Below are 20,136 nucleotides of genomic sequence, written 5' to 3'. Positions count from 1 at the left end.
AATTAGAAAAACGGGCTATTTATGCATCAGTGTCTTATCCGAATAAAGCCCTGAACGCCTCTTCTACTTTTCTCACCGGTACTAATTCTATCTTCAGTTTTTGGGTATCGATCCCTTGCAAGTTATATTTAGGTAGCAAGAAACGTTTGAAACCTAACTTTTCAGCTTCACCGATACGCTGTTCAATTCGATTCACAGGACGTATCTCTCCCGACAATCCGATTTCTCCCGCCATGCAAACTTCCGGCTCAATGGCTGCATCCATATTGGAAGAAAGGATTGCACTGATAACCGGCAGATCGATAGCCGGATCATTCACTTTCAATCCTCCGGCAATATTCAGGAACACATCTTTCTGTGCCAACTTAAATCCCACCCGCTTTTCGAGAACAGCTAGCAGCATATTCATTCTTCTCAAATCGAAACCGGTTGCCGAACGTTGCGGATTTCCGTAGACTGCAGAGCTTACCAAAGCCTGTGTCTCAATCAAAAACGGGCGAATCCCCTCAATGGCGGAGGCAATGGCTACCCCGCTCATCCCTTCATGATCCTGACTTAGCAAAAGTTCGGAAGGATTACTCACTTGGCGCAACCCATCCTGACGCATTTCATAAATACCTAATTCTGCCGTACTACCGAAACGATTCTTGATACTGCGTAGAATACGATACATATAATGTTGGTCGCCCTCAAATTGAAGAACAGTATCTACGATATGTTCCAGCACTTTAGGTCCTGCAATACTTCCTTCCTTATTAATATGTCCGATCAGCAATACAGGCGTATGCGTTTCTTTCGCAAAACGAAGAATAGACGCCGAACACTCTCTGACTTGCGCTATACTTCCGGGAGACGATTCGATACTTTCGGTGGAAATAGTCTGTATAGAGTCGATAATCACTAAATCGGGATTCGTATTCTTGATATGCACATAAATCTGTTCGAGTGAAGTCTCGCAAACGATGAGGCAATCGCTGGAAGTGTCAGAGAGACGGTCAGCACGAAGTTTCAGCTGTCGTGCACTCTCTTCACCGGATACATAAAGAATCTTCTTTTCCGGCATGTGCAGTACGGTCTGCATGACGAGCGTCGATTTACCGATTCCCGGTTCGCCGCCTATCAGGACAAGAGAACCCTGTACAAGTCCGCCTCCCAATACACGATTCAGTTCATCATCGTGCATATTGATACGTGGCTCGTCGTCTGCCTCTATATCGCTAAGTGCCAGTGGCTTGGGCTTTTGTGTTTCAATGCCCGACACCGGACGGCGGTTAGTGGGTTCTTTCCGTACGATTTCTTCAACATACGTATTCCATTCTCCACACGACGGACATTTACCCACCCATTTGGGTGAATCCTGTCCGCAATTACTGCATACATATACGGTTTTCTCTTTTGCCATCGAAATTCCTTTCTTCTTGTAGGGTACAAAAATAGGGATAATTTATTAGAAATAAGTTATCCCTGCCTAATAGAAATAGATGAAGCCTACAGAGTTATCTCTCCCGCTATCGAACGGTTCATCCGGTCGCGTACCTCATCCGGGGTATATCCATGTCCCAGTAAGAACATTAATTTAGTGACTGCCGATTCCGTTGTACTGTCATATCCGGAGACAACGCCTGCCTGCAATAACTGGTATCCCGTTTCGTAACGTTCCATTTCTACCATTCCTGCGCTGCATTGTGTTACGTTGACAATCACAATTCCACGTTCACTGGCCTGACAGAGCCGGCGTATAAACCATTCCTTTCGGGGAGCATTCCCCGAACCGTATGTTTCGAGCACAACCGCCTTTAAACCTTCAATCCCCAGAATGGTGGCAATTACATTTTCCTGGATGCCCGGAAAGAGCTTCAGTACCACTACATTGGTATCCAGCAAATAGTGCGGTTTCAATTCCCGTTCTTCACCATTTCCGTGAATTTGTACATTATTATATTTAATATGGATTCCCGCTTCCGCCAATACCGGATAATTGAAAGAACGGAATGCATTGAAGTTTTCTGCATTCATCTTTGTCGTACGGTTTCCCCGCATCAGGTGATTTTCAAAGAAGATGCATACTTCGGGCACCAGTGTCCTTCCTTCCTTGTTTTGTGCAATGGCAATCTCGATACTGGTCATCAGATTTTCCTTTCCGTCCGTGCGGAGTACGCCGATGGGAAGCTGTGAGCCTGTGAGAATGACGGGTTTGTCCAGTCCTTCCAGCATAAAACTTAGGGCGGAAGCGGTATAAGCCATCGTGTCCGTTCCGTGCAGGATGACGAAGCCGTGGTAACGATTGTAGTTGTCATGAATAATGCGTACCAGCTTCCGCCACATATCCGGTTCCATGTCCGACGAATCCATCGGAGGATCAAACTGATAGGTGTCAATTGGAAAATTGAACTTTTGCAGTTCGGGGATATACTTTTGCAGTTGCTCGAAGTTAAAGTTCTCCAGAGCACCTGTCGCGGCATTCTCAATCATACCAATTGTTCCACCGGTGTATATTAACAATACGGAAGTATTTAATGGGCTCATAAGCTGATTTTGTGCGATTGTTTTCGCAAATATAATAATAGATTTGATAAATAAGTAACAAAATGTCATAAAAGTGAAGGCGGATGACCGGATAAAGCGCAGGCGAAAGATTCTTTTTATCAGAAAAAAACCGAAAAAAGTGATAGATTGAACGTTTTTATTATTACTTTTGCGACACTTATCAAAAACAAGAGTAGAAACAAGGACTATGATGAAGTACTATCCACATACAGTCACATCCATGTGTACCATGACCCTTAGGGGTTAATGGATAGTTTTTGTGTATCTACGTGATTCACGCTTGTATAAGCAGGCAAAATTCAAATTCAATTTTATTCGTAAACAACCAATCGTTCTGTAAAAAGCAAACTGCAGGACATTGCATTTAAATAAGTATCTTCATGAAAGTAATGAAATTCGGCGGAACATCCGTAGGTTCCGTGAACAGCATTTTAAGCGTAAAGAGAATTGTAGAGTCGGCAAATGAGCCGGTAATTGTAGTTGTTTCCGCATTGGGAGGCATCACTGACAAATTGATAAATACATCGAAGATGGCGGCAGTGGGAGATTCAGCCTATGAGGGTGAGTTCCGCGAAATCGTTTACCGTCATGTGGAGATGATTAAGGAGGTGATTCCTGCCGGAGAAAAGCAAGTATCGTTGCAACGTCAGATTGGCGAACTACTGAACGAATTGAAGGATATCTTTCAGGGAATTTACCTGATTAAAGACCTTTCCCCGAAGACTTCGGATACAATCGTCAGCTATGGTGAACGCCTTTCATCGATCATCGTCACTGCACTGATTGAGGGAGCAAAATGGTTCGATTCGCGCACTTTTATCAAGACGGAAAGAAAGCATAGCAAGCACACGCTGGATACCGAATTGACTAATAAACTGGTGAAAGAGGCTTTCCAGTCTATTCCTAAAGTAGCGCTGGTGCCGGGATTCATCTCTTCGGATAAAACGACAGGGGATGTAACAAACCTCGGACGCGGTGGCTCGGACTATACGGCTGCCATTGTTGCTGCGGCGCTAGATGCGACAAGTCTGGAAATCTGGACGGACGTAGACGGATTTATGACGGCTGATCCGCGTGTCATTTCGACTGCTTATACGATTACGGAATTGAGTTACGTAGAAGCGACCGAACTTTGTAACTTCGGCGCAAAGGTGGTTTATCCGCCGACTATCTATCCCGTATGTCACAAGAATATTCCTATTATAATAAAGAATACATTCAACCCGGATGGAGTGGGAACGGTTATCAAACAAGAAGTTTCCAACCCGCAGAGCAAGGCTATCAAGGGGATTTCCTCCATCAACGACACAAGTCTGATTACTGTTCAGGGTCTTGGTATGGTAGGTGTGATCGGTGTAAACTACCGCATTTTTAAAGCATTGGCAAAGAATGGAATCAGCGTGTTCCTCGTCTCACAGGCTTCATCGGAAAACAGTACTTCTATCGGTGTGCGTAATGCCGATGCCGACCTGGCTTGTGAAGTGCTGAACGAAGAATTTGCGAAAGAAATAGAGATGGGTGAGATTTCTCCGATTCTGGCGGAAAGAAATCTGGCAACAGTGGCTATCGTAGGTGAGAATATGAAACATACACCGGGTATCGCAGGTAAACTTTTCGGTACACTGGGACGTAATGGTATCAACGTTATCGCTTGTGCACAGGGAGCTTCGGAAACTAATATCTCTTTTGTGGTCGATTCCAAATCCTTGCGTAAATCATTGAACGTAATCCACGACTCTTTCTTCCTCTCCGAATATCAGGTATTGAACCTCTTTATCTGTGGTGTCGGTACGGTAGGGGGTAGTCTGGTAGAACAGATTCGTTGCCAGCAACAAAAGCTGATGATGGAAAACGGACTGAAACTCCATGTAGTAGGCATCATTGATGCAGCCAAGGCAATGTTCAGCCGTGAAGGTTTCGACCTCGCCAACTTCCGTGAAGAACTGTTGGAAAAGGGTAAGGACAGCAGCTTGCAAACCATCCGCGACGAGATTATCGGAATGAATATCTTTAATTCTGTATTTGTAGACTGTACGGCCAGCGCTGACATCGCATCGCTTTACAAAGATTTCCTGCAACACAATATCTCTGTGGTAGCAGCCAATAAGATTGCGGCTTCTTCCGCTTATGAAAACTATCGTGAACTGAAAACGATTGCCCGCCAACGGGGTGTGAAGTATCTGTTCGAAACAAACGTAGGTGCAGGTCTTCCGATCATCAATACAATTAATGACCTGATTCATAGCGGTGACAAGATTCTGAAGATTGAAGCGGTGCTTTCCGGTACACTGAACTATATATTTAATAAAATCAGCGCCGATATTCCTTTCAGCCGTACCATCAAAATGGCACAGGAAGAACGCTACTCTGAACCGGACCCACGTATTGACTTGAGTGGAAAAGATGTGATCCGTAAACTGGTGATTCTGGCACGTGAAGCCGGATACCGTCTGGAACAGGAAGATGTTGAAAAGAACCTCTTTGTTCCGAATGACTTCTTCGAAGGTTCTCTGGAAGATTTCTGGAAACGTGTTCCAAGTCTCGACGCAGACTTTGAAGCCCGTCGCCAGGTATTGGAAAAAGAAAACAAGCACTGGCGTTTCGTCGCCAAACTGGAGAATGGAAAAGCCTCCGTCGGCCTGCAGGAAGTAGGAGCCAACCATCCGTTCTACGGCTTGGAAGGCAGCAACAATATTATCCTGCTCACTACGGAACGCTATAAAGAATATCCGATGATGATTCAAGGATACGGTGCCGGTGCCGGCGTAACGGCTGCCGGAGTATTTGCCGACATCATGAGCATCGCAAATGTTTAAACGCCTTATGAAACATATTATCATATTGGGAGACGGAATGGCCGATTGGCCAGTGAAGTCATTAGGGGACAAGACGCTCCTGCAATATGCAAAGACGCCTTATATGGATAAGCTAGCTCGCATGGGACGTAACGGCCGCCTGATTACTGTGGCGGAAGGTTTCCATCCGGGTAGTGAAGTTGCCAATATGTCCGTGTTGGGATATAATTTGCCAAAGGTATATGAAGGTCGCGGACCGCTGGAAGCTGCCAGTATTGGTGTGGATCTGAAACCGGGTGAGATGGCAATGCGCTGTAATTTGATTTGTGTGGAAGGAGATATTCTGAAGAATCACTCCTCCGGACATATATCTACGGAAGAAGCAGATGTATTGATTCAATATTTGCAAGAAAAACTGGGCAATGACCGCGTACGCTTTCATACAGGAGTTCAGTACCGCCATCTATTGGTTATCAAGGGAGGTAATAAAGAACTGGATTGTACACCTCCGCATGATGTACCTTTGAAACCTTTCCGTCCATTGATGGTGAAACCATTGGTTCTGGAAGCACAAGAAACGGCAGATCTGATTAACGACCTGATTCTGAAATCACAGGAACTGCTGAAAGATCATCCATTGAATCTGAAACGTATGGCAGAAGGTAAAGATCCTGCGAACAGTATTTGGCCCTGGAGCCCCGGTTACCGTCCGCAGATGCCTACTTTCTCCGAGACTTTCCCACAGGTAAAGAAAGGAGTAGTCATCTCGGCTGTCGATCTGATAAACGGAATCGGTTATTATGCTGATTTACGTCGCATCGCAGTAGAGGGAGCAACCGGACTTTATAATACGAACTATGAAAACAAAGTGACCGCTGCCTTGGAAGCATTGAAGACGGATGATTTTGTTTATCTGCATATCGAAGCCAGTGATGAGGCCGGACACGAAGGAGACATCGACTTGAAACTTCTCACTATCGAGAATCTTGATAAACGTGCCGTAGGTCCTATTTATGAAGCAGTGAAAGATTGGGACGAACCGGTAGCCATTGCTGTATTGCCCGATCATCCTACTCCCTGTGAGCTTCGTACTCATACATCTGATCCCATTCCGTTTCTTATCTGGTATCCGGGTATCGAGCCGGACGAAGTGCAGACGTATGATGAAATAGCCGCTTGCAACGGTAGTTACGGACTTCTGAAAGAAGACGAGTTTATAAAAGAATTCATGAAATAAGTCACCACAGATTATGAAATATTATAGTACGAATAAACAAGCACCTGTTGCCTCACTGCAAGAAGCGGTGGTAAAAGGGCTTGCTGCCGACAAAGGGCTGTTTATGCCTATGTCTATCAAACCTCTTCCACAGGACTTTTACGATACGATTGATAGTTTATCCTTTCAGGAAATTGCTTATCGCGTAGCCGATGCTTTCTTCGGTGAGGATATTCCTGCCGATACGCTGAAACAGATTGTATATGATACATTAAGTTTCGATGTACCTTTGGTTAAGGTGGCAGATAACATCTATTCACTTGAACTTTTCCACGGACCGACGTTAGCATTTAAAGATGTAGGCGGTCGTTTCATGGCGCGTCTTTTGGGATACTTCATTAAAAAAGAAGGACAAAAGAATGTCAATGTATTGGTAGCTACTTCCGGTGATACGGGAAGTGCTGTTGCCAACGGCTTTCTGGGTGTGGAAGGTATTCATGTGTATGTGCTTTATCCGAAAGGAAAAGTGAGCGAAATACAGGAGAAGCAATTCACTACGCTCGGACAGAATATTACTGCGCTTGAAGTGGACGGAACATTTGATGATTGTCAGGCATTGGTGAAATCTGCTTTCATGGATAAAGAATTGAATGAACACCTTTCGTTGACTTCTGCCAACTCCATCAATGTAGCCCGTTTCTTGCCGCAGGCATTCTATTATTTCTATGCTTATGCACAATTGAAACGTGCCGGAAAAGCTGATAATGCTGTAATCTGTGTACCTAGTGGAAACTTCGGAAATATCACCGCCGGATTGTTTGGCAAGAAGATGGGTTTACCCGTGAAGCGTTTCATTGCTGCTAATAACCGCAACGATATTTTCTATCAATATCTGCAGACAGGTAAATATAATCCCCGTCCGTCTATCGCAACGATTGCTAATGCTATGGACGTAGGCGATCCGAGTAACTTTGCCCGCGTACTCGATTTATATAGTGGTTCACATGCTGATATCTCTGCCGAGATTTCAGGAACAACTTATACCGATGAGCAAATCCGCGAAACGGTGAAGGAAACCTGGAAAGAACATCATTATCTCCTTGATCCTCATGGTGCTTGTGGATATCGTGCGTTGGTAGAAGGCTTGAAAGAGGGAGAAACAGGTGTATTCCTTGAAACGGCTCATCCTGCCAAGTTCCTCGAAACAGTGGAAAGCATTATTGGAGAAGCGGTAGAAATCCCTGCCAAATTGCAGGAATTTATGAAAGGCGAGAAAAAAAGCCTTCAAATGACAAAAGACTTTGCGGACTTCAAGAAGTATTTGTTGACGCTTTAATCCTCTTCTTCCTATGAATGAATTTGTGCCACCTTGTTGGCACGGTTGTGCCATCGAAGTGTCACGGTCGTGCCAACAAGGTGGCACAATTGTGACAATAGGGTGGCATAAACCGGATAATTGCAATATAGTTTATATAGAAGCTAAGAATACTAAATATTCTCCCGTACAATGAACAGTAAACTCATTTGCTGTTGCTTCATTAAGCGTTCCTTGCCACCAATTAGTAAAATCACTAAGAGGATAAACTAATCCCTCTCCTTGCAATCCTTTCGCTCCGAAATTGAAAATAGAAACTTGTTGCCCCGGATGAGAGGCGAAGGTTTGCGTGTCTTTGGCGGGGATAAACATACCATAATCGGTAATGGTACGTACCTCGATACCATCTTTCATGTAGTCGATCAGCAGACTGATGTTTCCTAACGTATGATCTTCCCGTTTGCCGGTGGCTCCGACGATGGCAATTCTCCGGAATCCTTTCTTTTGCAGGAAATGAACGGCTTTGGTTTGGTCGTTCGTTTCTTGATCCGCTATCTGATGTACAATAGGGGAGAAAAGTTCTTTATATTCCGGGGAAAGAGAATCCCCGTCACCGATAATTACATCGGGGGTATGCCCACGCAGGATATATTCATTGGCAGCCCCGTCACAGCAAACTACAAATTCTGCATTTTCCAGCATTTGCAGGGGAAGAGGATGGCTGGGATATTCGCCATTGGCAAGTATCACGGCTTCGGGAGTATAGTGTTCGTATTTCATTGTATGCTCATTAATTTTTTCCACTTAAAGTAGCCAAAGATAGCTATAATGGAGTAAAGTCCGTATAAAGCGGAAGTAAAATAAAGGTCTTTGTAGATATAAAGTCCGCAGCAGACAATATCCACAAAAATCCAGGCAAACCATTGCTCGACGTATTTGCGTGCCAGCATCCACATACCGACAATGCTCAATGCGGTAGTAAAGCTATCTAGCCAGGGAACATTGCTATCCGTATATGCTATCAGTATCCATGCAATACCGAGGAAAGAAACGACGAATACCAGAAAAAGAGGCAAGTAACATTTTCCCGGAGTATGTACGATAGGAAGATCTTTAGGGGTGTCACCGGTTGAAGCATCTGCTGTCGTCAGTTGACCTTTCTTTTTCCTGTGTCCCCACATCCAGAAGAACCAGCCGTAGATGGCAGCTATCAGGTAGTAGATATTGATGCCAAAGTCAGCATACAATCCGGCTTTGTAATATACGAAGATGTAGATGGCAGGCATCACAATACCCGCTATCCAAAGGTAGATACTTGCCCGGTACTCTAACCAAAGGTAGACTAGCCCGACAATCGTACCGAATATTTCCAGAAAATTCAATTCCATAACTCTGTGTGATTAAAAGCGGAAAGAAACATGTCCCATAACGTTTGTTCCTGCTTGAGCTGCATATCCGGCATAGTTTCCCCGATTTTCCAGCGTATCGGTGTAGTCACTTGATGCCCAGCCGTTGTTTTCATATTTTTCATTAAACAGATTGTATACAGTAAATCCTATGGTGACTTCTTTCAGTACTTTCTTGGGACGGAAGCTGTACGCCAGATTGAGGTTGCTGACAAAATACTTATCAAGAGTCAGTTCTTCAACTTCTGCGTTTGTCATATACTGTTTGCTCACGAACTGTGATTGCAGGGCAGCTTCGAATCCCTTATAATTGAATGAGAAACGATTGTTGAGTAAGAAGTCCGGTGAGAAAGCAATGTGAGTGTCTTTATGCTTTATCTGAATAGTCGGGAGAGAAGTAGAGCTACCGTCGTCATTATAGTGGTAGCCCGGCAGGCTCTCTACGAAATCCTGAATACGGTTTTTGCTCCATGTAGCGTTGATATCCCATTGAAACCATTTGCACGGTTTGATTCCCAGCATGATTTCGATTCCCATGCGATAACTGTCCGGCACGTTTTCGGTCAGTGCTTCACCTATATCGTTTAAGGCTCCGGTCAGAACCAGTTGGTCGGTATAGTCCATGTAGTAGAAGTTTGCACCTGCTGTCAGCCATTGGTTGGCGAAGGTATATCCTGCTTCATAGTCGAGCAGCTTTTCTGCTTTGGGGTACGAGTCCGGATCACCATCCGTATAATTGTTTCTTGTTGGCTCTTTTTGAGCAACCGAGAAAGAGGAATAGACACGATGGTTGGAAGTGATGTTCCAGTTTAATCCTACTTTCGGATTAAAGAAATCGAACTTTTTATCTACTGCCAGTGGACGCAGCGCATTCTTACTCCAGTCATATTTATCATTGTTTCCGTCGATGGTATAGTTGATGTGGCGATACTGGAGATCGGCATAAGCACTTAGTCCTCTAGTAAGATCGTAGTTCGCTTTCAGATAAATATTTCCATCGGTCTTCTTGGATTTGTTGCGGTAATATTCATGGTCGGGAGATAGAGAACCTACGTAGTTTTTCACCCAGGGAACTCTTCCGAAGTTATTGCCCCGGTATTGATTTAATCCGCCGCCCAGGGATGCACTTAGCCTGTTGGCTGTGTAATTGAGAGAAAAAACGCCGCCGCCGAATTTGTTGTCCATCTTCTTTTGACGGACTAAATCGCTTTTAGATACTTCGGTTCCATCTATTGTAAATGATTTTAAACCATATTCTATCAGGTATCTGCCGTCTTTGTACTCTTCGTAATAACCGTCACCTTTGGTATAATGTAAGGCAACGTTCAGATTCCAGGCTGTCGAGAAAGTATGATTGAAGAGAAGCTGATAATTCTTTTGCAGATAATTATCTGTTTGGTCGTCGTAATAATATTTTTTGCCGTTGGCATCAGTGTACATTTCCCCGCAAGGATTGTAGCGTCTGCCGAATTTTTCCATTTGCTCTTTTGTTGCGTATCCCCAAGCATGATATGTTTTTTCTTTTCCGGCAAATGCAATGAGCTTCACAGATGTGTTTTCTGCAAAATAACCTCCTTGCAGGTAGTAAGAGTTCAAGTCCACCGAAGCACGGTCTATGTATCCGTCCGTACCGATATTGGAAAGGCGGGCGTCAAACGTCCAGTGGTTATTGAGTAGGCCGGTTCCCACTTTCACTGTTTCCTTGTGCGTGTTGAACGAACCGTATGAACCATTGAATTCGGCGTATGGTTTCATAGATGCACCTTCGGTTTGCATATTGACACTGGCTCCGAAAGCACCTGCTCCGTTCGTCGATGTACCTGCTCCGCGCTGCACCTGCATATCTTTTACGGAAGAAGAAAAGTCGGGCATATTCACCCAGAACAGGTTATGGCTTTCGGCATCGTTCATCGGTATGCCGTTTACCGTGATGTTGATTCGTGTGCCATCGGTTCCACGTACGCGAAGTGTCGTATAGCCGATACCAGCTCCTGCATCCGATGTGGTCAGTGTGGAAGGAGTCATACTTAGCAGATAGGGGATATCCTGTCCGAAGTTTACCTTTTTGAGTTCTGCTTTGCCTATATTGGTGAATGCCACGGGAGTTTTGGCTGTGGCACGTGTGGACACTACCTGCACCTCTTGCAGGTTTACTACTCTCATACTATCCTTTGCACTCGTCTGTGCATGAACAGTGATACCTGCGCCCAATAAGGCGACGGCCATCCATACAATTCTTTTCATTTTTGCTTACTAATTAGTTCTCTACGCCGGCATTACCCGGATCAGATTCTATGGGTATGTTCTCAGCCCGTCATGTTAAGGCACCCCTACCAGTGAATCGGTGACAAAAATACTGCTTTTGCAGGAGGAAAGCAAAAAAAACTTTTAGATTCACTAAAAACAATATAACTTTGTAAATTGTTGAAATAACAAAACTGCATTTATTCACTTAATATATATTTAATTATGCTACTATTATTGCAAGCAACACAAGCTGCGGACTCTGTGCAAGTGGCTGCAGACGAATTAATGAAAGAGGCGATTGCCAATGCTGACGGATTGGATAAGCTTTCGCTGATTACTCAACAATTGATAGACTTCGGTATTCGTGCCGGAGAACGTATATTGATTGCGGTCCTTGTCTTTGTCGTCGGACGTTTCCTCATCTCGCTGCTCAACAAATTCATCAGGCGTCTGATGGATAACCGAAAAGTAGATGTAAGTATCAAAACTTTCGTTAGAAGTCTGGTCAATATTCTGTTGACAATCCTGTTAATCATTTCTGTTGTCGGTGCCTTGGGAGTTGAGACAACTTCATTTGCGGCTTTATTGGCTTCCGCCGGTGTCGCTGTCGGTATGGCTTTATCCGGTAATCTGCAAAACTTTGCCGGTGGACTGGTTATTCTTTTGTTCAAACCTTATAAAGTTGGCGATTGGATAGAAACACAGCAGGGATCAGCCGGTACAGTAAAAGAAATTCAGATATTCCATACCATCCTTACTACTGGGGATAATAAACTGATTTATATACCGAATGGTTCATTAAGTAGTGGAGTAGTGATTAATTACAGTCACCAGGAAACCCGCCGTGTAGAATGGATTATTGGTATAGATTATGGGGAAGATTACAATAAGGTTCAGCAGATAGTTCGTGATATTCTGGCTGAAGATAAACGTATCTTGAATGAACCTGCTCCGTTTATAGCTCTTCATGCGCTAGATGCCAGCAGTGTGAATGTGGTGGTACGTGTATGGGTAAATAGCGGAGATTATTGGGGTGTTTATTTCGATACCAATAAAGCTATTTACGAAACCTTCAATGAAAAAGGTATCAACTTCCCTTTCCCACAGCTTACTGTGCATCAGGGAAATTGATTGTTATACTCTGATAATTCAAAAAATAAGGGAGTTGTACTTAACGTGCAACTCCCTTATTTTTTGGAAAACTTGTCTGGTGTGATTGAATAAATCTCTTTTTTATTTTATACCGAAATCTTCGGCTAGTTCATATCTATCTTCTTTGATTCCCAGTACATGATTAATTTTTCTCCTTTTCTCGAGATCTTTAAAGTAGTTTTCCACAACCTGATAGAGATCGAAGTTAGTGGTTGATCCTGCGGCTAAATCGAGTGATTCCACCATCTTTTCTACGGCTTGATGGATTTTCTCTGCGTCTATCAGATGCAGTTCGTTGCTGTGTATTAAATATTTTTCCATGACTGCAATGTTTTTAATGTTATATAGGTATAACATCTTGCAGTCATGGAAAGTTCAATGATTGAATGTTAGATTTTGGCAAGCGCCTGATCCAAATCCGCAATCAGGTCATCAATATGTTCCGTTCCAATTGATAAACGTACGGTGCCCGGATAAATCTCCTGTTCGGCGAGTTCCTGTGCATTGAGCTGTGAATGGGTAGTGCTTGCCGGGTGGATCACCAATGATTTCACATCGGCAACATTGGCAAGCAGGGAGAAAATCTCCAGGCTGTCGATGAAGCGGTGTGCTTCCTCTTGTCCGCCTTTTACCTCGAAAGTAAAAATGGAACCGGCACCATTCGGGAAGTAACGTTGATACAGTGCATGGTCAGGATGATTGGATAATGACGGATGGTTCACTTTCTTCACTTTCGGATGATTGTTTAAGAAATTCACTACCTTCAATGCATTTTCTACATGGCGTTCTACGCGCAAGGAAAGAGTTTCCAAGCCTTGCAACAGGATAAAAGCGTTGAATGGACTGATGGTGGCACCTGTGTCGCGCAGCAGAATAGCCCGGATACGGATGGCATAGGCAGCCGGACCGGCTGCATCAACGAAGCGTACGCCATGATAGCATGGATCAGGTTCGGTTAGTTGTGGAAATTTGCCGGAAGCTACCCAGTCGAATTTGCCCGAATCTACAATGACTCCTCCTAATGACGAACCGTGTCCGCCAATGAATTTTGTTGCGGAATGTACTACGATATCTGCTCCGTGTTCGATAGGGCGGATTAAATACGGGGTACCAAATGTGTTGTCAATAATCAAAGGTATTTTGTGGCGGTGGGCTATTTCAGCTACTGCCTCTATATCAATGATATTTGAGTTCGGATTTCCCAATGTCTCGATAAATACGGCTTTCGTATTTTCCTGAATGGCTTTTTCAAAGTTCGATAAATCACTTGGATCAACGAATGTTGTTGTGATGCCATAACTGGGTAAGGTATGAGCCAGTAAGTTATAGCTTCCTCCATAAATAGTTTTGGCTGCCACAATATGGTCGCCTGCACGAGTGATGTTCTCGAAAGCATAAGTGATAGCAGCGGCACCCGAAGCAACTGCCAGCCCTGCTACTCCTCCTTCAAGAGCGGCTACGCGTTGTTCAAAAACTCCTTGAGTGGAGTTGGTCAGACGACCGTAGATGTTTCCCGGGTCCTGCAGGCCGAAACGTGCGGCTGCGTGAGCGGAGTTGTGAAATACATAAGAAGTAGTCTGATAAATAGGTACTGCACGGGCATCTGTTGCCGGATCTGCTTGTTCTTGTCCTACATGAACTTGTAAAGTCTCGAAATGTAAATTCTTTGTTGCCATAATCGTATATTTTTTAAGTTTAATATTCTTTCTTTATTTTCTTGCAAAGTTATTGGATGAAGATATATCGAACAATATATATCTAAAATATAGAAAATAATGCTATTTTTGTGCCATTATATGGAATAATATAACTGTGCTATTCCTAGAAATCACCTTTTAGAAGAATATTTTTCTTATGGATACTTTTGATAAACTGGATAGAGTCGATTTGCAAATACTCCGTACTTTGCAAGAAAACGCCCGATTGACGACAAAAGAGTTGGCTGCACGGGTGAGCCTTTCTTCAACTCCTGTTTTTGAACGTCTTAAACGGTTGGAGAGTGGAGGATATATAAAGAAGTATATTGCCGTATTGGATGCGGAAAAGCTGAATCAGGGATTTGTCGTATTCTGCAGTGTGAAGCTTAGACGTCTGAACAGGGATATAGCAGCCGAGTTTACACGGATTATACAGGATATTCCTGAAGTAACCGAATGTTATAACATATCAGGAAGTTATGATTACCTGTTGAAGATTCATGCTCCCAATATGAAATACTATCAGGAGTTTATTCTGAATGTGTTGGGGACGATTGATAGCTTAGGATCACTGGAAAGCACGTTTGTAATGGCTGAAGTGAAGCATCAATATGGGATACATATTTAGTTCGTTGTGTGATAGTCTGAAATTTATCTTGTATATTTGCTATGTAATATAAATCCTCTTCTGCTGACACAATGAATTCAAAAACATATCCTCGCACCAATGATTTCCAGACTGTTTATCTGAATACAGTGATTAAGAATCCTGCCATTATGGTAGGTGATTATACAATATACAATGACTTTGTAAATGATCCTGTTCTTTTTGAGAAGAACAATGTATTATATCATTATCCGATTAATAAAGACCGATTGATAATTGGCAAATTCTGTTCCATTGCTTGTGGAGCCAAATTTCTTTTTAACAGCGCAAACCACACATTGGGTTCTTTATCCAATTATACGTTTCCTATCTTTTTTGAGGAATGGAATTTAGATAAAGGAGATGTAACTTCTGCTTGGGATAATAAAGGGGATATAGTAATAGGTAATGATGTCTGGATTGGATATGAAGCTGTTATCATGGCAGGAGTTCATATCGGAGATGGAGCGGTTATTGCGTCGCGGGCAGTGGTTACTAAAGATGTTCCTCCTTATACGATAGTAGGTGGGACACCAGCCAAAGAAATCCGGAAGCGTTTTGATGAGAATACGATTGTCCAATTGCAGAAATTGCAATGGTGGGATTGGAGTATTGAGAAGATATCCGAATGTATACCTTATATTACAGGTGGAAAGATTGAAGAACTGATAAAAAGATAAACAGTGTGTATATATGAAATTTACAATAGAGCCCGGAACTTCTGCTGATATAGATGAACTGGAAAAGCTGTATGATGAACTGAATGATTATCTGGCTGCTACGACTAATTATCCCGGGTGGATAAAAGGTGTTTATCCTGTTCGGGAAGATGCGGTTGCCGGTGTAAATGATGAAACGCTTTACGTAGCAAGATATGATGGAAGAATTGTCGGTTCAGTCATTTTAAATCATCAACCGGAAAAGGCTTATGAGAATGTCAAATGGAAAATAGAACTGGACTATAGTCATATCTTTGTGATACATACTTTTGTTGTACATCCTTCTTTTTTGAAAATAGGAGTAGGGCATGCATTAATGGATTATTCATTGGAATTGGCTCAAAGTTCGGGGATAAAGTCTGTGCGGTTAGATGTTTACGAGAAAAATCTTCCGGCTATTTCATTGTACGAAAAGTGTGGGTTCGAATACATTGATACCGTAGATTTAGGATTGGGTCATTACGGTTTAGAGTGGTTCAAACTTTATGAGAAAATCATTTTATAATCCCTTCCTTACATTATGCATTCATTGTTATAATTCAGTTGCTCTTAGATTTATAGAATAATAAATATCACATCATAGACATGAAGAAACTAATTATTGTATTTGTTCTTTTATTATCAGCACTCTCTTGTTTCTCACAAATAGAGTTTTCGACTTGCCTTTTTGATGCTTCAAGAAACAGAGTGATACCGCTAGCCGTCTATCAGCCGCACAAAGTGAATTCGAAAACAAAAGTCATTATATTTAGCCACGGCTACGATGGAAATAAAAATAATAAGTCCAATCAGACTTATGCCTATCTAACACGATTCCTTTCCCAGAAAGGCTTTTACGTAATAAGCATACAACATGAATTGGCAGATGATCCTCTTTTGGCCATGGAAGGTAATTTCATGGAAACACGCATGCCAAATTGGGAAAGGGGAGTGGCAAATATTCTTTTTACTATTCAGGAATTTAAGAAATTGAAGCCACAATTAAATTGGAATGACTTTATATTGATAGGACATTCCAATGGCGGAGATATGACCATGTTATTTGCTACCCGATATCCGCAGTTGATAAATAAAGCCATATCTATGGATCATCGCAGAATGATAATGCCTAGAACACGGAATCCTCGACTTTATACGTTAAGAGGATGCGATTATGATGCGGATTCAGGAGTATTACCCACTGAAAAGGAGCAGGAACAATTCCGGATGAAGGTTGTGAAATTGGACGGAATAACGCATAGTAATATGGGGGAGAATGGAACGGAAGAACAACACAACCTTATCAATCAGTATATCTATGGATTTCTTACACGGAGATAACTGATGTATTATATTTATTTTATCCAATGGTTTTAAATCGGAAGCCTGTTTTTCTTATAACTTTGCAACTGATTTTAGAAAAAGAAGTTTGGGATGATAAATAAATATGAAGAACGACTGGGGACAGAGCGCATGTTACCGCTTGTTTTTAAGATGGCACTTCCGGCTGTGGCAGCGCAATTTGTTAATTTGCTTTATAGCATGGTCGACCGTATTTATATTGGTCATATCCCTGGGATTGGTACGGATGCATTGGCGGGTGTAGGAGTAACGACTTCTCTTGTTATACTGATTTCTTCTTTTTCAGCGATAGTAGGAGGTGGCGGTGCGCCGTTAGCGGCTATCGCACTCGGACAGGGGGATCGTTCACGTGCCGGAAAAATTCTGGGTAATGGCTTTATCCTGTTAATACTATTTACCTTGTTTACTTCTCTCATCGCATATACCTTTATGGAGCCGATTCTACTCTTTACAGGAGCTTCAGAAAATACATTGGAGTATGCAGTCAACTATCTTTCTATCTATTTATTAGGAACTATCTTCGTAGAAATATCCACAGGATTAAATTCTTTTATCAATGCACAAGGGCGTCCTGCTATCGCCATGTACTCGGTATTAATAGGAGCACTGTTGAATATCGTCCTCGACCCGATTTTCATTTTTTGGCTCGATATGGGAGTAAAAGGTGCAGCTCTGGCTACAGTGCTTTCACAGGCATGTAGTGCAGTGTGGGTTTTAACTTTCCTTTTCTCCCGGCACGCCTCTCTCCCTTTAGAAAAACGTTATATGGCGTTGAACCGGGAAATAATACTTTCTATATTTGCTTTGGGCGTATCACCGTTTATTATGGCAAGTACCGAAAGCCTGGTCGGCTTTGTTCTGAACAGCAGCCTGAAAGATTTTGGAGATATTTATGTCAGCGCATTGACCATCTTGCAAAGTGCGATGCAATTTGCAAGTGTCCCATTAACAGGATTTGCGCAAGGGTTCGTTCCTATTGTGAGTTATAATTATGGGCACGGCGATAAACAACGCGTCAAAGACTGTTTCCGTGTCGCATTGATAACCATGTTCTCATTCAACTTACTGCTGATGTTGTTTATGATTCTTTTCCCCTCAACAGTAGCTTCCGCCTTTACGAGTGATGAAAGATTGATAGAAACAGTCCGCTGGGCAATGCCTGTTTTCTTGGGTGGTATGACTATTTTCGGATTGCAACGAGCCTGCCAAAATATGTTTGTAGCCTTGGGACAAGCAAAAATTTCTATTTTCATAGCCTTGTTGCGCAAAGCAATCCTATTGATCCCATTGGCATTAATATTGCCACATTTTATGGGAGTAGCCGGTGTATATGCGGCTGAAGCAATATCCGATGCGACAGCGGCAATTTGTTGTACTTTGTTGTTCTTCTGGCAGTTCCCCAAAATATTGGGAAAAATCCAAAGGAGCACTTTGCACATAAGCTAAATTTCCTGATGTTTATCCATAAATATAACTAATTATGTAACGGCTTACGTATTTTTGCGAAAAATGTTTGTTCATATTATAAAAAGCTAATATATTTGCGTAATCAATTACGTATTTAGTGACGCAACTAATAAAAACATGGACTTTTTTAATCAGACAGGCAAATTAGCCATCGGTAGCAGATTACGCATGTTGACCGATAAAATAACAGTAGATGCAGCCGCCATCTATAAAATGTTTGGAGTAGACCTCAAACCGAAATGGTTTCCTGTATTTTTTGTATTATCACGTGGGGAGGCAAAAACCATTACGTCCATAGCCAAAGAGATTGGTCATTCTCATCCTTCCGTGAGTAATATTATTAAAGAAATGGTAGCTAAAGGATTAGTGAAGGAGACAAAGGACAAATCCGACGGGAGAAGAAACATGGTCATGTTATCTGCCAAAGGAAAAAGAATGTCCGACTCTTTTTCGGAACAGTGTATAGATGTTACGGCAGCTATTGAGCAAATCACGCAGCAAACCCGGAATGACCTTTGGGAGGCTATCGAAGAATGGGAGAATCTTTTGTTGGATAAATCCCTGTTGGAGCGGGTGAAGGAAGCGAAAAAGGAACGAGAGAGTAAGGACATCAAAATAGTTCCTTATGAACCTTGCTATCAATCTGCCTTCCGGACCCTTAACGAAGAGTGGATAACTGCTTATTTTCGGATGGAAGAGGCCGATTACAAGGCTTTGGATCATCCAAAGGAATATATTCTGGATAAGGGAGGAGCTATTTTGGTGGCTCTTTATAAAGATGAGCCGGTCGGTGTATGTGCTTTGTGTAAGATGGATCATCCGCTTTATGATTATGAGTTGGCCAAACTGGCTGTCAGCCCTAAGGTTCAGGGCAAAGGTATTGGAGTACTGCTTTGCGAAGCAGTTGTAAATAAAGCGAAGGAGCTTGGTGGTAAAAGAATCTTTATAGAGAGCAATACGCGTCTGAAACCGGCTATCCATATTTATCATAAGTTGGGCTTCAAGGAACTTCCCGAATATCACACGACTTATGAAAGAGGAGACATACAGATGGAATTAATGATTGAAGAGTGAAAATGAAAAAGGTGGATGGTGAATTTATTAAGGGGCGCATTGCCCCTTCATTCCAGTTCCTGCGCATAAATGTTGATAGCGCGTAATGCCTTTGATATTTCAGTCGGGGTGATTCCCTGACATTCTATTCTCAACACTTTTTCCTAGTCCTCCATATCTACATTCCATTTGTAGATTTGGGGACATAGGGTGAACAGCGCTGCGATATGTTTGATATCCCGTACATTCTTTACCGAGGTGCGAAAAATTAGTATTTGCTCTTCCATAGTTGCTATCGATTACTTTTGTTTTCTGTGCAAAGGTAAGTTTAAACAGGGTTCTGTATAGGATTATTCGACGAACGCCCTGATTCCTCATGACGAAATAAGTAATATGGGAGATTAACTTCATATAGCTATCCTTTGAAAACTCCCTCATCTGTACCTGTCAATATATAAAAAAGTGTATCTGTTCTCGTCTTTCTTTTTTGCTTTACTTTGCAGTGTTGTTTTAATCTCCTAATATACTTAAAGGT

17 protein-coding genes, 1 pseudogene and 1 riboswitch are annotated in these 20,136 nt (G+C 42.5%); of the genes and pseudogenes, 10 read left to right on the top strand and 8 right to left on the bottom strand.

What is annotated here, in order from left to right:
* Nucleotides 1–34: 34 nt before the first annotated feature.
* Together radA and KQP79_RS20510 are read right to left on the bottom strand one after the other, a co-directional pair.
* Nucleotides 35–1,402 (bottom strand): DNA repair protein RadA, encoded by a 1,368-nt coding sequence (gene radA / locus KQP79_RS20515; protein WP_008777372.1) that lies wholly within the window; start codon nt 1,400–1,402, stop codon nt 35–37.
* A gap of 86 nt (nt 1,403–1,488) precedes the next feature.
* Nucleotides 1,489–2,526: an asparaginase gene (locus KQP79_RS20510; protein ID WP_008777373.1), complete on the bottom strand. Its 1,038-nt coding sequence runs from the start codon at nt 2,524–2,526 to the stop codon at nt 1,489–1,491.
* 401 nt (nt 2,527–2,927) lie between these two features.
* Between KQP79_RS20510 and thrA the strand changes: the two genes are divergently transcribed.
* From thrA to thrC, 3 genes are read left to right on the top strand one after another with little or no spacing between them, the layout of a single operon-like run.
* Entirely contained in the window at nt 2,928–5,363 is a 2,436-nt protein-coding gene (thrA, locus tag KQP79_RS20505) for a bifunctional aspartate kinase/homoserine dehydrogenase I (RefSeq protein ID WP_008649997.1), read from the top strand.
* Between the two features lie 7 nt (nt 5,364–5,370).
* A complete protein-coding gene (locus tag KQP79_RS20500) occupies nt 5,371–6,579 on the top strand; it encodes a cofactor-independent phosphoglycerate mutase (protein WP_061448258.1) in 1,209 nt (402 codons plus the stop codon).
* Between the two features lie 13 nt (nt 6,580–6,592).
* Nucleotides 6,593–7,894 (top strand): threonine synthase, encoded by a 1,302-nt coding sequence (thrC, locus tag KQP79_RS20495; protein ID WP_004309069.1) that lies wholly within the window; start codon nt 6,593–6,595, stop codon nt 7,892–7,894.
* Nucleotides 7,895–8,026: 132 nt separating this feature from the next.
* Here thrC and KQP79_RS20490 read toward each other — a convergent pair whose 3' ends face one another.
* Genes KQP79_RS20490 through KQP79_RS20480 form a run of 3 tightly spaced genes read right to left on the bottom strand, consistent with a single transcriptional unit; the run spans nt 8,027 to nt 11,523 of the window.
* The gene (locus KQP79_RS20490) at nt 8,027–8,653 is read right to left on the bottom strand and encodes a thiamine diphosphokinase (RefSeq protein ID WP_004299129.1); all 627 of its coding nucleotides are present in this window, start codon (nt 8,651–8,653) and stop codon (nt 8,027–8,029) included.
* The gene (pnuC, locus tag KQP79_RS20485; protein WP_004299130.1) at nt 8,650–9,261 is read right to left on the bottom strand and encodes a nicotinamide riboside transporter PnuC; all 612 of its coding nucleotides are present in this window, start codon (nt 9,259–9,261) and stop codon (nt 8,650–8,652) included. Before pnuC ends, KQP79_RS20490 begins: the two co-directional genes overlap by 4 nt.
* A 12-nt stretch (nt 9,262–9,273) precedes the next feature.
* The gene (locus tag KQP79_RS20480) at nt 9,274–11,523 is read right to left on the bottom strand and encodes a TonB-dependent receptor (protein WP_032855861.1); all 2,250 of its coding nucleotides are present in this window, start codon (nt 11,521–11,523) and stop codon (nt 9,274–9,276) included.
* Nucleotide 11,524: 1 nt separating this feature from the next.
* A riboswitch (TPP riboswitch) is annotated at nt 11,525–11,621 on the bottom strand.
* A 127-nt stretch (nt 11,622–11,748) separates the two neighbouring features.
* Between KQP79_RS20480 and KQP79_RS20475 the strand changes: the two genes are divergently transcribed.
* Nucleotides 11,749–12,657 carry a mechanosensitive ion channel family protein gene (locus KQP79_RS20475; protein ID WP_061448253.1) on the top strand — a complete coding sequence of 303 codons (909 nt, stop codon included), beginning with the start codon at nt 11,749–11,751 and terminating at the stop codon, nt 12,655–12,657.
* A 102-nt stretch (nt 12,658–12,759) separates the two neighbouring features.
* Here the strand turns inward: KQP79_RS20475 and KQP79_RS20470 are convergent, their stop codons facing one another.
* Nucleotides 12,760–12,999, bottom strand: coding sequence for a hypothetical protein (locus KQP79_RS20470; protein WP_004306417.1), 240 nt, complete (start codon nt 12,997–12,999; stop codon nt 12,760–12,762).
* 68 nt (nt 13,000–13,067) lie between these two features.
* Nucleotides 13,068–14,354 carry an O-acetylhomoserine aminocarboxypropyltransferase/cysteine synthase family protein gene (locus KQP79_RS20465; RefSeq protein WP_004299135.1) on the bottom strand — a complete coding sequence of 429 codons (1,287 nt, stop codon included), beginning with the start codon at nt 14,352–14,354 and terminating at the stop codon, nt 13,068–13,070.
* Between the two features lie 178 nt (nt 14,355–14,532).
* Here KQP79_RS20465 and KQP79_RS20460 point away from each other — a divergent pair, with 178 nt between their 5' ends.
* From KQP79_RS20460 to KQP79_RS20435, 6 genes are all read left to right on the top strand, one after another.
* Nucleotides 14,533–15,003, top strand: coding sequence for an Lrp/AsnC family transcriptional regulator (locus tag KQP79_RS20460; protein ID WP_004299136.1), 471 nt, complete (start codon nt 14,533–14,535; stop codon nt 15,001–15,003).
* 71 nt (nt 15,004–15,074) lie between these two features.
* The gene (locus tag KQP79_RS20455) at nt 15,075–15,701 is read left to right on the top strand and encodes a CatB-related O-acetyltransferase (protein ID WP_004306418.1); all 627 of its coding nucleotides are present in this window, start codon (nt 15,075–15,077) and stop codon (nt 15,699–15,701) included.
* 13 nt (nt 15,702–15,714) lie between these two features.
* A complete protein-coding gene (locus tag KQP79_RS20450; protein ID WP_004306419.1) occupies nt 15,715–16,245 on the top strand; it encodes a GNAT family N-acetyltransferase in 531 nt (176 codons plus the stop codon).
* An 80-nt stretch (nt 16,246–16,325) separates the two neighbouring features.
* Entirely contained in the window at nt 16,326–17,060 is a 735-nt protein-coding gene (locus KQP79_RS20445; RefSeq protein WP_004299138.1) for an alpha/beta hydrolase, read from the top strand.
* A 93-nt stretch (nt 17,061–17,153) separates the two neighbouring features.
* On the top strand, nt 17,154–18,527 hold the full coding sequence (locus tag KQP79_RS20440) for an MATE family efflux transporter (RefSeq protein ID WP_004299139.1): 1,374 nt from the start codon (nt 17,154–17,156) through the stop codon (nt 18,525–18,527).
* 138 nt (nt 18,528–18,665) lie between these two features.
* A complete protein-coding gene (locus KQP79_RS20435) occupies nt 18,666–19,622 on the top strand; it encodes a GNAT family N-acetyltransferase (RefSeq protein ID WP_004299140.1) in 957 nt (318 codons plus the stop codon).
* Nucleotides 19,623–19,669: 47 nt separating this feature from the next.
* On the opposite strand, the pseudogene KQP79_RS20430 reads toward KQP79_RS20435, so the two are convergent.
* A pseudogene (locus tag KQP79_RS20430) lies at nt 19,670–19,888 on the bottom strand (hypothetical protein).
* Between the last annotated feature and the right edge of the window lie 248 nt (nt 19,889–20,136).

This window comes from Bacteroides sp. DH3716P (assembly GCF_025914115.1).
GTDB classification, from domain to species: Bacteria; Bacteroidota; Bacteroidia; order Bacteroidales; family Bacteroidaceae; genus Bacteroides; species Bacteroides ovatus.
The sequence above is the reverse complement of the archived record's forward strand: the minus strand, read 5'-3'. Positions and strand labels throughout refer to the sequence as shown.